Raw genomic sequence first — 15,803 nt, forward strand, 5'->3', positions numbered from 1 at the left:
TTCAACCTTCCTTAACGAAATCCGGACGCGGCACGTTCGGCATGTTGTCGTAGGCCTTCAGAATCGTCTGAAGCGGCGTCAATTCTTCCCCGCGGTTCCAGTAGACGATCTTGAGCCACGTTGCGCCACGAATGAATTGTCCGTTGCCGAACCACTTCGATTCGAGGTTGGCCTTCAACATACGTCGGCCCGCATCGAATAGCGCTTCGGACGTGTAGCCGTTGGCATGCGTGATCTCCGGGCGGCAACCATAGAGACACAGCGCATACGCGTACTCCCGTGGCTTGAGCGTTTTCGAGAGGGAAGGAGGTGTGTCGTTCACCCAGTGCTCGTACATCTGGATACCATTCTCGAAGCCTTCCATGCCATCGGGCGTCGCGTCGTCGCCGGTCTGGTAAGCAAACGCCATGTAGTCATCCAAGCCGTCCCGGATGATCTCGTTCATCGGCCACGGACGCTTTTCATAGCGCCACGCGGCTTCCTCGAAAATTCTTGCGCTTTCCCACTCGGCGCTGTCCCAGCCTGTATCCATCCAGTCGGCGATCGCCTTCGCCCAGCGGAGATCCCTTCGATACAGATCCTGACTAGCGCCAAACTTCTCATCGCGATTTAGGGCCTTTTCAATCCAGCTTATGCAGCGCGGCACCACGGGTGCCACTTCGTTATGAAGGCCAACAAGCCACCCACTAATCACCACTTCGAGTTCGCTACGAGCGAAATTGCCCATAGGAAGTGACTCGTCGTACTTCGTCCCCAACAGGAAGCTGAGCATCCCGTCGGTAAAGCCATTCCTTCTAGTAACAATCGGATCGAAAACCACAATCCACTCCTAACAAGGGTTCCCGCCACAAAATCGAATGTGGACGGAATTATTAAGGCCACCGCTCCCGACGGTATTCGTAGTGAAATTCCCGGCGCGAAGGTTAGTCAATGCCTGATTTTTGACTGAATCCGAAAGGCCGGATCCGAATATTGCGCTTTGCGCTTGCTGCAAAGCGCTTCCCAGAGCGTTCGAGCCCGGCTCGAACGTCGTGGAAGGATCGAGTTTCCCCGTCGCGGTTCGATACTTACTGTCCCACAACGTCACCTGTCCGGTCGCTTGGTTAACCGAGATGATGTCGTTGCCGTTCGTTCCAATCGCATCACCCCAGCGCACCACCGTCTCGTTCGGCAAGCCTGCCACCGTGTTCGCCAGATTAATCTCGCCTTGGTACCCCGTCCAGTGCGACCAGATCTGGTTCTCCGACGGCCCCTTCAGCATGTTCGGCGAGTAGTCCCAACCTGCAATCGGAGGCGGTAGGTTGGGGTTCAACTCGATGCCGTTGAATACTCTGCCGCCCGTCGACGTCGTAGTCGTTGCCGCAGCCTGCGCGGTTGTTTCAACTGCGTCCGAGCCGATACCGAACCACTTTGCCGCACCCTTGAGCGCACCAATGAGAGGTAAATCAATCGGCGCATTTTGCAGCCCGTCCAGCAGATTGCTTGCAATCTGACCATCGAACGAGCTCGCGTAAAGCGTCTGATACGGGTTGGAGATTGCTTTGAAGGCGGGCGCGTTCGGATCCCACGCGTAAGCCGTGCCGTTCACGAACTGGACGTTATTTCCGCCGGCGAGCGCGGCCGTGACGGCGGCCTTACAAGCCGGCGTTCCTGAACCGCCGGCGCACGCACTGGCGAGGTCCGCGTCACGTTGTTGTGAGCGAGCCAGCAATGCGTTCTTGGTATTGCACGCGTCCGAGTTCCCAGCGTTACAGGCCGCCACGGCCTTGTCGAGCTGCTGCTGCTCGGACAGTGCCATCGGGCTCGTGGGTCGGTGATTCAACCAATTGTTGAGCGTCTCGTTCTGCGCGGCCGTCATTGCGCCTTGCAGATTGAAACCGAGCGCATCGGCGAGGCTACCGCTCACCAGCGTTTCAACGGCGGCGAGCACCGCGGGCGGCATGTTGCCGTTTGGATCGATCACCGGGTTCAGTGCCGCGCTTGCAGCGCCGCCCACGGCTCCGCCCGCACATCCGGTGCCGAGCGCTGCCGAACTCGCGCACCCCAATGCCGCATGAGCGAGCACGTTGCCGACCGAACCAGACGGCAAGTAAGTGCCGATGGCGTTCGCGCCAACCGCCGCGAGATCGGTCAGTACGTTGTTCTGCAGCGCGGTCATGAAGCTGCCGCCCTGGATCGCCGTCGAGATCCCGGCGTTGACCACGCTCTGCTCGCCGATCTGCAACGCAGTGTTGCCAAGGTTCGCAAGCGTCACCGAAGCATCGGACGAGACCAAGTTCGCACCGAGCGAATTGAAATCGTTCAGCCCGAGCCCTTCATCGATGCCCTGTGTCAGGTAGGCGACTGCGACGGCCTTGCCCAGGTTCGCGAGACTGAACTGGCCGGTGTCGGCCTGGTTCATCAGCGAACTGAGCGCGGCGCCGAGAACCGGCGAGAACGCGATCGAGGCGGCAACGCTGATCACGGCCTGCACGATCATGATTGGGCCCATCCCGCCGTCGGAGATGACGTCGGTATGGATGTTGTTGCTGACGCTCGATTGCGTGAACTGCCCCCCGAGCTGGTTCTTCAGATTCGCCAGCATCGCCTGCGTTGCGTCGGCGTTCACGGTGCCGTCCGCGTTGAGCTGCTGCAACGCTCCGCCGATCTGATTGATCGCCTGGGCGTTCATGTCGTAGTTCGCGGCCGACATGAAGCCGCCTTGCTGTACCACCGTGCCGGTTGTTACCGCCACACCGGTATCGACATCGTTGTAGATGGTGCCGATGTTGGTCGAACGCTGTTCGTTCGTGAGGCTGGCCGTATTGACCGTCAGGTTCTGTGCCGAGATCGAACCCGTGTTGAGAATACTGTTCGCGAAATTCAGTGCGACGTTTGTCCCCGTGATCTCGCCATCTGCCTTCACCACCGCATAGTTCTGCGGCAGCAGCACCTCGGGCATCAGCGCCTGCACGGTCGGGCACGCGCCGTTGCCGATAGCGGTGCATCCCGGCTGCGGTACCGTCTCCTCGACGTACCAGAGCATCGGATGGTCGATCAACGCAAGCTGCGCCTGGCTCAGCTGGGTGCCGAGCGCGATGTTGTTCTGCTTCGCGTACTCGAGGGCCGCGCCATAAAGCGCTGCCTTGTCCTGATTCTCGATCGATGCTTGGCTCGTGCTATCGGTCGCGCTCGTCGTGTTGTAGAAGCTGCTCTTGCCGGTGGCTTGCAGCGCTGCCTGCTCGATCTGCTGGCTTTCCGTGTACGGGTCGTAATAGAACGGCGTGCTGCCCGGTTGCAAGTTCGCCGGCAACGCATTGAGCAATGCCTGCGGACCCAGCGTACCGATCACTTGGGACGCGGGGTTATTGATCAGGTAAGTCGCGTTCTTTGCTGCGCCGGCAATGGTCTGCACGGACGTCGACGACGGCGTCCCCGCGGTCGGAACAGTCGGTGCGACCGGCTTGCCGACGGTCTGCACGCCGATCGGCGTATTGGGCGGCAAGCCCGCGGCACCCGTCACCGAGGTTGGTCGCCCCGACAGCGTGGTCACCAGCCCTGCACTGTTGACGGTGGTCGTCGCGCTCGACGGCACCGACGGCGGCCCGAGCGACACCACCTGGCCTGACACCGCCGGCGGAGGCGTGTAGACGTTCGGATTGTTCAGGCCGTTGACGAGCTGCGCACCCGTCAGGCTCACGTTCTGGCCGATCACATTGCCGGTATTCGTCAACGTCGGCGAATTGACTGACAACGTGTTGCCGGCCTGGATCGTCGCCGGCACGAAGTCCGACATCCCGACTGAAGAGGGCAGCCCGGCCGGATCCTGTGCCGCGCCGCTACTGTACGCGCTGCCGTACAGCGACGCACACAGAGTCGGATTGTTGGCGCAGCCCCATGCCGGATACGACGCCGTATAGTGCGTCAGGTTGCTCGCCCAGTAGGCATTCAGGTACTGGTTGTTCGAGGTCGCTGAGTTCGATGCGTTGATCGTGACGTTGTTCAAGGCCGTCACGAGGCTGCCGGTGTTGCTGAACGTGCCTGCCGTCAGATTGACGTTATGGTTGGCCGTGATGGTCGCCGGGCTCGCCGACTGCACGTCTACATAGGCTTCGCAGTTGCTCGTGCAGCCCGTGAAGGGCGTCGCGCTACCGTAATTCTGGTGGATCTGAACCGGCGCCGCGATCGTATTGGTCAGCGTGGCCGCGTTGATCTGCACGTCATTGCCAGCCTCGATCGCACCCGAGGTGTTCGACACGTTCGCGGCCTGGGTCGTCGACGTCGCCGTCGTGCCTGCCCCGCCAATTACGACGTTGTTTTTCGCGACCAGATTACCGAACGTATTGGCGACCTGGTCCGACGCGATGACGAGATTGTTCCCTGCCGTCACGTTGCTGTTGGTTTGCTGATAGCTGTACGTCTCGGAATTCGGGTTCGTCGTCTTGAGATTCGTGCAGCCCCAGTTCGAGACACCGGATGCGCAACCGGCGGTGACCGTCTTCGAACCGATGTTCGTTCCTTGATTCGTGAAGCTGGCCGTCTGGATCGTGACGTTGTTGCCCGCGACGAGCGAACCGGCATTGGTGATATTCCCGCCCGACAGGTTCAGGTCATGCCCGGCCACAACCTGGCCCGCGGCGCCTTGAACGCTCGTGCTCGAGGAGGTCGTCAGGGGCGCGACTGTACCGGGTGCGTTCAGCTTGATGCTGCCGCCGTCGATGTAATATCCGGTGCTGTACGGGCCGAATGGGTTTGCGCCGTTGTAGTAGTTCCAGATCGAAATCGTCGACGGCGCTTGCGACAGGAAGTTGTTGATCGACGCGAGATCGACCGTATCGGTCACCGACGAGCTGTAGGTGGAACCGCCGTTCGACAGCGACTGGAGATTCAGGTTGGCGTCGTTGCCCGCGCTGACGGTCCCGCCCTGGTTGTTCAGGCTATTCGCGGTCACACTGAGGTTGTGGCCTGCCGCGATCACGGACGCCGCGCCTGGCTGCCCACCCGTCGTGGTCGTAGTCTCCGTGACGGTCGGCAGCGCCACGACCTTCTTCTGCAGCGCCAGGCCTGCGTTCTGCGGCGTCTCGATAAACCACAGATTCTGCACGACGCTGTTGCCGGAATTGCTGGTGCCCGTCACAGTCGGCACCAGCACATAGGTCACCGTCCCCGAGGTCGCAACGGGCTGACTCGTTTGGAGATACTTCGAGCTCGTCGAGCCGGTCGGCGCGAGCGCATCGGCCAGCGAAACCGTTTGAGGCGTCTGGTCAACCTGACAGCAAAAGCCATTCTCCGCGGCGTAAAGATAGTAATAGTCGAGCGTGTCCTTGCCGACACCCAGGGCCATGATCAGCGCGGTATTGTCGACCGTCTTGCTCGTGGTGGTGGTGATGCCCGAGCCGGTCGCCCCCGAGTTGATGACGTTGTTGGCCGTGATGGCCAAATCGTTGGTCGCCGTGAGCGTGCCGCCAGCATTCGTCAGGTCGCCGCTCAACTGGATCGACGCATTGCCGCTGCCGGCCGGGCTGTTCGCATTGCCTGCCTTCGTGTCGCCGTTCGAATTGTCGTAGCTCGTGCCCGAAATCGACAGCTTGTTGGCCGCCTGGACCGTGCCGGCATTCGTTCCCGAACCGTTCAGCGTGAACGCGTCGTTCGCCGTCACCGTGCCGCCCGCCGCGTTCGCGAGCGATCCGTTGATCGTCAGGGCGTTGCCATTGATTGCACCCGTGTTGCCCACCGCGCCGTTCAGCGTCAGTGAGCCCGTACCTTGGTTGATGGTGCCGGCGTTGTTGATCCCGTTGGTCGTCGAGACGGTGACCGCGGTCCCCGGCAACGTCCACGTACCCGAATTGCTCACCGACAACGCAGACAGGTTCAGCCCGTTGCCGCCGTTGACGGTGCCATAACTGGCTACCGATGGGTCGAGCGTCTGGTTCGGCAGATTCAGCGTCGCGACGTTCTGCGCAAGAATCCGACCATTGGTATTGTCGAACGAGCCATTGCCCCCCGTGACGGTCACCATCGTGTTGCCGACTGCTGCGGTCGGATTGTTGACGTCACCCGAGAAAATAAGGCCGTTGACGTTGCTCAGACCGCTCGTCGTCAGGTTCAGCGCGTTCGTCGCGAGCAGGCCGCCCGAGTTGGTCGTCACACCCGACACGTTGAAATTCGCCGTTGGCCCGTAAATCGTCCCGGAGTTGTTGAGGTTGCTCGCAGTGACGGTCACCGTCTGCAGCGACGACAGGCTGCCCGAGTTCGTGACGGTGGTGCCCGACACGTTCAGATTGCCGGCCGCCATCTGCGTACCGACGTTGCTGACCGTCCCGCCTGCGAGCGTTGCATCGCCCTTGAACGCAGCGGTGCCGCCCGTCGTGACGCTCTGCGTACCGGTGACCTTCGTCGTGCCGCCAACTACCGCATTTGCGGTCGTCACGTTCGCGCCTGACAGCGTCGCGTTGCCACCGACCGACAAAGCCGGCGCGGTTGCGCTGAAAGGCTGGCTAAGCTGACCCGCCGACGTGTCGACGTTGTTCGTCGCCGTCGCGGTCAAATTGCCGCCCACCGCGACGCCCTGCGTCGTGATGTTGGTCGCAGTGAGGCTCGCATCCTTGGAGGCGGTCGTCTGGCCGTTTAGCGTCAGGTTCTGACCGGCGCTCAGCGTCGCGTTGCCGGCCGTCGACACCGGACCGGCGGCCGTGAGATTACCGGACTTCGCATTCACGCTCAGATCGCCCAGGCTCTTGAGACTGCCTTGCGCGTTCACGTCCGTGCCAGCGGTAATTGTCGTCGCTCCACCCGAAAGGGCGTCGCCAGCGAGCGTTGCGCTGCCGTTGGTTGCCGTCAGCGTGCTGTTGCCGACTGCAGTGGTTGCGCCGACCGACAAACTCTGACCGGCGGTCGCGCTCAGATTGTTGCCGGTCTGAATCGCGCCCGAGACAGCAATGTTGCTGCCGGCATTGAGCGTCGTGTCGTTCGCGACGCTGAGTCCACCTGTGCCATGGATGTCGCGACCGGCCGTCACAGTCGCGTTGCCCGTATTGCTGACTGCGACGCCACCGTTCAGGTTCGCATCGCGCGCGGCGGTGATCGTCGTGTTCTGACCGCTCTGGATGGTGCCGGCGACAGTCGCGTCCTGCCCGGCATTGATGTTCACCTCGCCCGGCGTCGACACAGCACCCGCGACCGCTACGCTACCCGAGCTCGATCCAATCGATGTGCCGCCGCCGCTGTAGACCGTTCCACCCAGCCTGACGCCTTGCTGGCCCGACGCGTTCAACGTCCCGAGCGATGCTACGTTACCAGTCGTCGTCAGCGAGCCACCGTTTGCCGCGAGCGTCATGTCACCAACGGACGCGGCTGTTCCTTGCACGATCGTGTTGCCGCCCGACGTCACGCTCAGGTTCCCGCCGCTTGTGACGTTGCCGCCGAGCGTCGCGTTCTGCGCGGCCTGAATTGTCACCGCGCCCGGCGCGGACACCGTACCGCCGAAATTCGCGTTCGTGCCTGCCGTCGCGTTGATCGTGGTGCCACTCTGCACCGCGCCGTTCAGTGCAATGGCCTGTCCCGCGTTCAGATTCACCGCGCCTTGCGAGGACGTAACGTTCCCTTGTCCTGCGATCGAGCCACCTACCGCGGCGATGGTCACCGGTCCCTGCGCCTGGACCGTGCCCCCAACGGCGGCGCTCTGACCCGCCGTTACCGACAACACACCGTTCGATTGAACGTTGCCGTTGACCGTCGCCGAACCTGTTTGCGCAGCGATCGTCGTATCACCAACGCCCGACACCTGCCCATTGACGGTCGCATTGCGTACGCCCGTGAGCGCAACGGTGCTCCCCCCCTGCACAGCACCATTGACGGTCAGATCCCGCCCAGCCTTGGCCGAGACCGTGCCGGGCGCGCTCAAGCCGCCGACTGTCAGATCGCCATGCGTCGTCTGCAGCGCAATGTCGTGCGCTGTCAGGGTGCCAATCGTCATCGACTGACCAGCCGTGAGGTTAGCGGCACCGTTCGCCGCGACTGACGCAGCGTTCAGATTCCCGCCCGCGATCATCGACACGTTCTGTCCGGCCGACACCGAGCCCGGCGCATTGATGTCGCCGTTCGCATTCACCGTGTAGTTCTGATTCGCGAGCCCGGTGGCACCGATGGTGGTGTTGCCCGCGCTGGTCAGCGTAACGTTCTGATTGGCAAACGTTTGACCGACCGACACATCGCCGTTCGCGTTGACGACTACGTTGCCCGCCGTTGCCGACAGCGGGCCTTGCGTGTTCACGCCCATCCCTGCCGCGGTCGAGACGATATAGACCGTACCGCTCGTCACCGAACCATATTGGTTCGCATCCACGGCAATCGTCTTGCCGATCGCAGCGGCCGTGTTCGACGCGCCGTTCGACGTCGTGCCATACGTCGTGCCGGTTGTGTCGCCGGCTGCCGGCGTGACGAGCTGATTGCCGGTTACCACGTTCACACGCTGATCCGCGCGCAGCGGCGCCGCCAGCGTCACGCTCTGGCCGATGAGGTCGATGTTGCCGACCGTACCTTCGATACCCGCACCGGGGCCATTGACCCCAGCCGGGCCATTGATCGAAATGTTTCCCGACCGAACGTCGTACGCGACCGCACCCGCGTGAGCGAAATCGGTCGCAGAGCCGGCGATGCCAGTGAGGAACTGCGGCGTACCGGTCGTCAACGTCAATCCCGGTACGTTCGTCAGCGCCATCCCGTTCACGGCGATGCCGCCCGGCGCCGCGACAATGACGGCCGCCGGCGAGCCGAATACCTCCAGCGGCCCGTTCAGCGTCGCGATGTTGTTGGACGTGACCTGATTGATGATGGTCGTCGCAGGCCGGCCGTTCAGGTTTGGGTTCGCGCCCAGTGTGCCGCCGAGCAGCGGAGTCCCCGCCATCGTACTGTTATTGAGTACTAGGCCGCGCGAATCGATGTCGAATGATTGGTACTGCCCAACGCTGATGCCGTTTGCATTGGCGCCGGGAATGTTGATCGCAGGCACACCCGTGCTGGTCTGGGTGACGGACGGCTGGAATGGAATCGGCGCACGCGGGTCGACGATCGGCGCGGCGTGTGCGGTCTGTTCCATCAGCAGCATGGCCGGACTGAAATACATCACGACCGCCATGATCCAAGCGGTTGCCTTGATCCAAAGCGCCGGCCGTTCGCTTGTCAGCGCAGCATGGTCGAAAATAATTGTCTGCTTGGCCGCTCCCCGTTGAGCGTGCCGTTTCTCGATTTCGCGCATGACGCGGCGCATGATTGGTCTCTCTCGGTATTTGCTCCGATACTCCCATAGCCAATTGCGAAAGATGGTCAAAAATTGTCATGCCCAGTCGAATTCCGCACAACATATTACTAATTGCTTTCACTTTGAATTATTGAATTATTAGCCAAAATTTTCCAAGCGAAATTATCTCGTTAAATCAATACATGGCGGGACACCCACTCAAAAAGAAGCGGTGTAGATCAGAATCCCACCAAGACCGATCACGCCGGCCGTCAGTCATCTAATGCGAAGCAGCAGCTTGGTCGACGCAAAATCAACACTATCGAAAATTGTTAATTGTTAAATGGAGTCCTAAAATATCGAATGCTTGCAAACCTTACGAAGATTCGCGTGGTGTTGTATCCAACTGACGGCACTTGACTTCACATTGAAACTCATATGCGCATGAGCGCTCTCGCACGACTGCTTGATTTCTCGGCCAATGAAACGACGATGGCAGGCAGATCCGATAATGGCCCACAGCGGTGCACGCACTTCCTTTTCATCTGGGCACTGCTCAGTGATGCGGCCGGAATCAACCAGACCTGGCGAGGCAGCAGCGAGCCCGGATGACAACTCTGACGTTAACGGACTCTGGAACTCATGAACCTGACGCAGTATTCGCGGCTCGCAATTCGGAGTAGAGAGCGCCGCTTGCCTGAAGTATCCTCGTCATGTTCCAGTGGACGGAGGATGACTCGGATGTTGATTCGCGTAGAAGGTCGACAAGTTAAGCTATTGCGGACTGAGCGGTCTGCTCAGACACATCGGATCCACGAGGTCGCAATCCGCACGTTTCGGATCGATCGTCCGCTGCTCGTTGAACTGCTCGAACGTCTCGACCGGGACGAATGCCTTGTACTCGATCAATGGCTTGAAGCGCATACCCAAGAACTCGTCCAAATCGATGCACACTCCATCATCGAGCACGCACCTGTGCAATTAGAGGCACTGGTCGCTGCGCTCGACGCCGCCGCGGAAACGCTGTGTCCAGCAGCAGCAGATGCGCTCCGGGAACAGTTACACTTGATCGCGCGTTCACTGCACACTGGCGGGCACCCCAGACCCGTGTCACGGCGACGCGGTACCACATCGTTTCCAGGGCAGCGAGATCTCGTCGACGAGCTCGCCCCCGATGTCGCCCAAGAGCTCGCGCAAGACCAGAGGGAAAGTCATTTCCTGACGTAATCCAATACCAGCAGTTGGCCACATCGGACACCTTCCGGCCCTGGAACAGCCACTCGATCTCCGGCACCCACTCTGTGACAATCCGGCTACGGACCTCGTTGGAGACATGAACAGGAATCGAGATTTCTCGCCACCCTTCGGGATTGAAATCAGAGGGCTGAGTGCGGCCGCGGGTATCGATTCCGACCTCCTGACGAAGCATACTAGATCTACGCGTCACGTGCATAGGGCGATTCTGTCATGGCCGGAAGAAACCGTGTTTTCTGTGCGACTCATCCGCTGTCGATTCCTTCCTGCGATAACTGACAGGTATCGTCCGATGATCAGTTATTCTAAGATAAATACAAAGAAGTTCGATCGCACCTGATATGTAAGCTGACAAACCCCAAAGCAGCATTCGGCCAATCGGCCTCGCAAAGAACTGCACGAGAGGGAGGGAGAGGTGTGCAGGTGAAGTTGGTACCTTTCCAGTATTCGATTTTTGAGACGCGTACACGATACGCAATCTTCGATATCCAACATGCAGCCATCTTTCGGGTGAAGACATGCCAACGACATTGCAGAGCGCCTACGTTTCCGAACTCAATGCATCTCCCAGCGGATCGCCGAACAATACTTTCGTTTCATTCGTGGATGAAAATGGCCAAAGTCTTGGCGACCATCTTTTCGCGAACGCCGATCTGGCCACGAAAATATTCATGCCGATACTGAGCCTGAGCCTGGCAAACCTCATTGGCCCGATCACGGTCCTGCTTGACGACTCCGGGTATATCACTTCGCTTATCGCCCGCAGCCCTGCTGTACAACAGAAATAGTCTCAAGCGTGACGCTCCGGGGCGGCTGGATGCTGACCGCCGGGCCAGGGACTCGTCGGCAAAGTACCGTCGCCGGCAAGTCCCTGGCGTCTTCATGCCTATACCGTCAGATTTCCCTCCACTACGAGACACGCGTCACGTACACGTTGCGCATTTGCGGGTGCGTCCAAGCTAAACCATTCATCGTGCCCGCGGTCCTTGCGCGCAGCCATGATCGCCTTCTTGACCGCGAAGAATGCCGTTACGGCCAGCGTCATCGGCGGCTCGCCCATTTCCTTCGATGACATGAGGTCACCCTTCTCTGGCGGCGCGCTCGCTGCGAGTTCGCGCGGGAACATCATGATGTTCATTTCCTGCGGAATGCTTTGAGCTGCGGGCGGTTTATATTCCCACGTATTGACTGTATACAGCGCACCCGGAGCCGGCTGCCCCGGTTGCGGCATCGTGGTCGAATCAGCGCGCTGGTACGTCAATTCCTCGCTGATGGCATATCCAAGCCCTTGGACGAACCCGCCCTCGATCTGGCCGATGTCGACTGCGGGATTGAGACTGCGACCAGCGTCGTAGACGACGTCGGAGCGCAGAATCACCACCTCGCCAGTCAATACGTCGATTTCCACCTCGGTACAGGCCGCGCTGTAGGTGTAGCCGTTGAAATAGTCGACAGCTTCGGAAGCCGATTTTCCGTTCACCAGCTTGAACTCGAGGCCGGTGTCGGGGCTTTCGCCGCCTTGGATCTGAATACGCGCCTGCGCCGAGAGATTCAGGCGCGCACTGTATGCAAGCGAAACGATGCATTGCCACAGAGTCTTGCCGGAACTGTTGGGTATCGTTGCGCGCCAGCCTTCCGGATAATCCCAGAAATTGACGTTCTTGTCGCGACACCATTGCTCGCCGTTCTGCTCACGAAGTTCGAGGCAAAATTTTTCCAGGCGTTCGCGAAGTTCGTGACAAGCCTTCTGCGCAGCGCCCCCATTGAAGGACGTGCCCGTGGAAGCGCCCGTGCCTTGCGGGTTGGGAACCACCGCCGTATCGTTTTCCGCGACGCGAATCGTACCGATCGGAACGTTCAGCGCGACGGCCACGATCTGGGCAATCTTTGTGTTGAGGCCCTGCCCCATTTCGATCCCCCCGTGACGAACGAGGATGGATCCGTCCTGCTCATAGACTTCGATCAACGCGCCGCCCTGTTCGAGCATCGTGAGGTTGAAGCCGGAACCGTATTTCACAGGAATCACGGAAATGCCGCGCTTACGCCAGCGGTTTTGGGCGTTGAACTCGTTGACGCTTTTTTCACGGGCGGCAAATCCGGACTTCTCCATCGTGTAGTCCCATACTTCCTTCATGTAGCACGAATCGAGAGGCTCGCCATACGGCGTGGCCTGGCCCTGGAGATAGAGATTCCTCGCCCGCACGTCCTCACTGGTCAGGCCAACGCCGTGTGCGGCACCTTCAATCGCATCTTCGACGATGATCGCCGCCTGGATCATGCCCATGGTGCGCATGGACGTATTGCTCGTCTTGTCGGTACGGCACACGTCGGCGACGCAGTTCCAGTTTGGAATGAAATACGCCGAGTCGCTACGCAGCGCGAGGCAGTCGCTGACGACCAGGCTGCAATCGTAGGTACGCCCCCCGTCGAGCCAGTAGTCCGCCTGATAACCGAACAACTTGCCGTGCGTCCGAGGATCGGACGCGTCACCGATCGCGACATGATAGTTGCCGAGTACCGGATGGCGGTGACCGAACATCGCCGAGTCAACCTGGCGCGACATGGCCACGCGCACCGGCCGCCCCAGCTTCCACGCCGCAACTGCGGCCATGCTTGCCGCGAATACCGATTGCCCGCATTTACCACCGTACCCGCCGCCGATCCGGCGTACACGCACATCCACCTTGTTCAGCGGGAGCCCGAGCACGCGTGCGATACCGCCCTGAATCGCATTCGCGTCCTGCGTGGACGCATGGGCGCGCACCTGCCGATCCTCGATCGGCTCCACGTAGCAAGACTGCGTTTCCATGTAGAAATGAATCTGCCCCCCGGTCCGCTGGCTACCGGAGACTCGCGTGCAACTGACCGTTCCATGGCTGGCGCTCGATAGCGCAATCCCGTGAGACATGACGGGCTGGATCAAATCAGGTTGAGCGGGAGCGCGCTTCGGTACCCAGTCGAGCGATGTGCCGGCGCGCGTGATCTTCCAGATATGGCTGTACCACGGCGCACCCGCCGGCTGGTCGGGATAGACCAGTTGGTTGCGTTGCTCATCCGTGTTCGGCAATTCGATAATCGGCCGTTCAGCCGTGAACGCGCAAAAATGCTGCTGCAGATACTCCGCGGCCTCCTGCGCGATCCGTTCGTCCGCCGCGAGAACCAGGCCGATGCACTGCCCGAATCCGGTGAGGTTCAGGGGCGACCGCGGGTCGTAGGAGTTCGGCAATTTCCCGTGGTCGCAGGCGGCGTCCGGCACGCTCACCGCAAACACCGGATCGTCGTTCGCCATACCGCCGAAAATCGCCCCGGGCACGTCGACGGCAGTGACATAGTCGACCACCGATGGATAGCGTTTCTTGAGCGCAACGAGCACTTCCTGCGGCGTCGCAGGCCCCGAGACATCAGGCACGCTGTATATTGCCGTCCCCTTGGCGACGGTACTCTGAACCGGCGCTCCGTTGAATCCGGTCTGCGGCAACGCGATGTCTTGCGTATATTGGGCTTCGCCGGTGGACTGCAGAAAGGATTCGATTTTGACGTAAGGAATGTTGACGGGATACTCGTCCGGATAATCGACGTATGCCTGCGTCCCCTTCGAAACAGGGCGAAGCGCTCGACGGCCGCCGGACTGCACATCCCGCGGGACGTGCAGTCCGCGCCATTCGCAGACTTCGATAAAGAACTTGTAGAGAAAGGATTGCGCGAGTTGCAGCTTGTATTCCGGACTGAATCCTTCGTCGGGTAGCTTCGCGAAGCGTGACGCGTAACGTTCCATCAGGCCACCGACCTCGCGACCGAGCTCCGTCAGCGCCGTGGCGAGCAGGCTCGAATCCCACCGTCGCCCCCGCATGGTCGTCTCGGTCTGCCTCATGCGCATCGCGCTCGGCGCGATACCGCCGAGCACGACGATCGCGTCTGCCACGCAATGGTCGGCGTCCAGCCGGACACGAAATCCGCCGTTAACGATCGAATGGGCATTCACTTCGCGCAACGCGGTCTTGTAGGTTTGCGCGAACTCGTCCTTTCCCGTCATGCGCAGCTCGTAGCGCAGCACGACGCACCCGTCCTGCATATCGCGTGAGCGTTGCCAATGCTCGGGCAGTTCGAGCAGATCGATTTTTTGGGGTTCCCGATGCTGTGGGGTGCTGATGGTCAGGGTTGCGCCAAGCGTCCCCATCGCGGTATAGCAGTCCGAGGGAAAGGGCACGCCTTGCACGCAGTGCCGAACAACCATCATGGTGTTGCCGGCCAGCGTTGCTGCATTGCGCACAATCGTGCCGGCCGTACGCCGCGCCATGTACTGCAGGGCCGCCAAGCCGACGGTAGCCGGATCGCCGGTGGATTTCATTTCGGGGATCAGCACGTCGAGAAACTCGAGCAGATCTGCGTAGCTCACCGCGCCGCCGATGTGAAGCGCGCCTCCGTCCATGCGCAGGTCGCACAGTTCCGGCAGGTGAGCAATGTCGATGAAGACGTGCGGGTTTTCGACGCTGCGTGGATACACACCGGTCGACGTGTTACCGCCAACCAGACGAACGTCGCTCCGATCTGTATATTCGCGCAGCAGGCCGGTCACGCCCGCGAGCGTCGACGGCCGGCACCAGACATATCCGTCGCGCTCGAAACGGACCGCACGCGGCGCTCGCTTCAATTCGTCGGGAAACACAATATCGACCGGCGCCACGCTGTTCACTTTTTCGGCCGGGTCCACGTCGCACACCATGCAGCCCCTCTCGTCGACCGCGACGTCCCAATCGGACGCGAATTCCTTCTTGAATCCGTACAGGATCGGGCGATATCCGGTGCAGCGGCAGAGGTTCCCGTCGAAGAGCGCCTCGATCTCGGCCTTGGTGCCCGGCTTCGGTCCCTTCTGCGCCACGGCAGCCGTCATGTTCATGATCCAACCGGGCGTGCAGTAGCCGCATTGTGTGCCGTTGTTCGTCGCCAGTCCGTTTTGTACGTTGCTGATGCAGCCCGACTTCACACTGCCGCAACCTTCCACGGTCGTGATCATCATGCCGTCCAGCGCAGCCAGCGGACGCAGGCAGGAATTGATCGAGCGATGCTCGACTACCCGCGCGGCATCGTTCCAACGCGACAGCAGCACCGTGCAGGCGCCACAACCTCCTTGTTTGCAGCCGATCTTCGTTCCCGTCAAACCGACTTCCGGCGAGCGCAGATAATCGACCAGCAGCGCCGTCGGATCCACGTCGCGAAGTTGAACGCGTCGTCCGTTCAAGTAAAACAGCAAGCCTGCGTCTTCCTCTGACTGGTTCATAGCGCTGGACCTTTATTGAGGGGTTGCTCCGTGCCACGCTTGGCCATCATCAAC

General features: G+C 60.7%; 5 protein-coding genes. 2 read left to right on the forward strand and 3 right to left on the reverse strand.

Going from position 1 to position 15,803, the window contains the following annotated elements; all coding sequences use genetic code 11:
- Position 1: 1 nt before the first annotated feature.
- Together FFS49_RS04770 and FFS49_RS04775 are read right to left on the reverse strand one after the other, a co-directional pair.
- Positions 2 to 820 (reverse strand): hypothetical protein, encoded by an 819-nt coding sequence (locus FFS49_RS04770; protein ID WP_226285430.1) that lies wholly within the window; start codon positions 818 to 820, stop codon positions 2 to 4.
- A gap of 9 nt (positions 821 to 829) precedes the next feature.
- On the reverse strand, positions 830 to 9,184 hold the full coding sequence (locus FFS49_RS04775) for a filamentous hemagglutinin N-terminal domain-containing protein (RefSeq protein ID WP_349291122.1): 8,355 nt from the start codon (positions 9,182 to 9,184) through the stop codon (positions 830 to 832).
- Between the two features lie 774 nt (positions 9,185 to 9,958).
- On the opposite strand from FFS49_RS04775, the gene FFS49_RS42490 reads away from it, so the two are divergent.
- Together FFS49_RS42490 and FFS49_RS04785 are read left to right on the forward strand one after the other, a co-directional pair.
- Entirely contained in the window at positions 9,959 to 10,444 is a 486-nt protein-coding gene (locus tag FFS49_RS42490; protein ID WP_224756095.1) for a hypothetical protein, read from the forward strand.
- 545 nt (positions 10,445 to 10,989) lie between these two features.
- The gene (locus FFS49_RS04785; RefSeq protein ID WP_137909797.1) at positions 10,990 to 11,259 is read left to right on the forward strand and encodes a hypothetical protein; all 270 of its coding nucleotides are present in this window, start codon (positions 10,990 to 10,992) and stop codon (positions 11,257 to 11,259) included.
- Between the two features lie 98 nt (positions 11,260 to 11,357).
- On the opposite strand, the gene FFS49_RS04790 is transcribed toward FFS49_RS04785, so the two are convergent.
- Entirely contained in the window at positions 11,358 to 15,749 is a 4,392-nt protein-coding gene (locus tag FFS49_RS04790; protein WP_105818652.1) for a molybdopterin cofactor-binding domain-containing protein, read from the reverse strand.
- Between the last annotated feature and the right edge of the window lie 54 nt (positions 15,750 to 15,803).

Origin of the sequence: Burkholderia sp. 4NA327C6, assembly GCF_005502655.1 — a bacterium.
GTDB classification, from domain to species: domain Bacteria; phylum Pseudomonadota; class Gammaproteobacteria; order Burkholderiales; family Burkholderiaceae; genus Burkholderia; species Burkholderia contaminans.

Bases quoted from the DNA above. Each gene is read 5' to 3' on its own strand.
- FFS49_RS42490 (WP_224756095.1), top strand. From the start codon at position 9,959: ATGTTGATTCGCGTAGAAGGTCGACAAGTTAAGCTATTGCGGACTGAG.
- FFS49_RS04785 (WP_137909797.1), top strand. From the start codon at position 10,990: ATGCCAACGACATTGCAGAGCGCCTACGTTTCCGAACTCAATGCATCT.
- FFS49_RS04790 (WP_105818652.1), bottom strand. From the start codon at position 15,749: ATGAACCAGTCAGAGGAAGACGCAGGCTTGCTGTTTTACTTGAACGGA.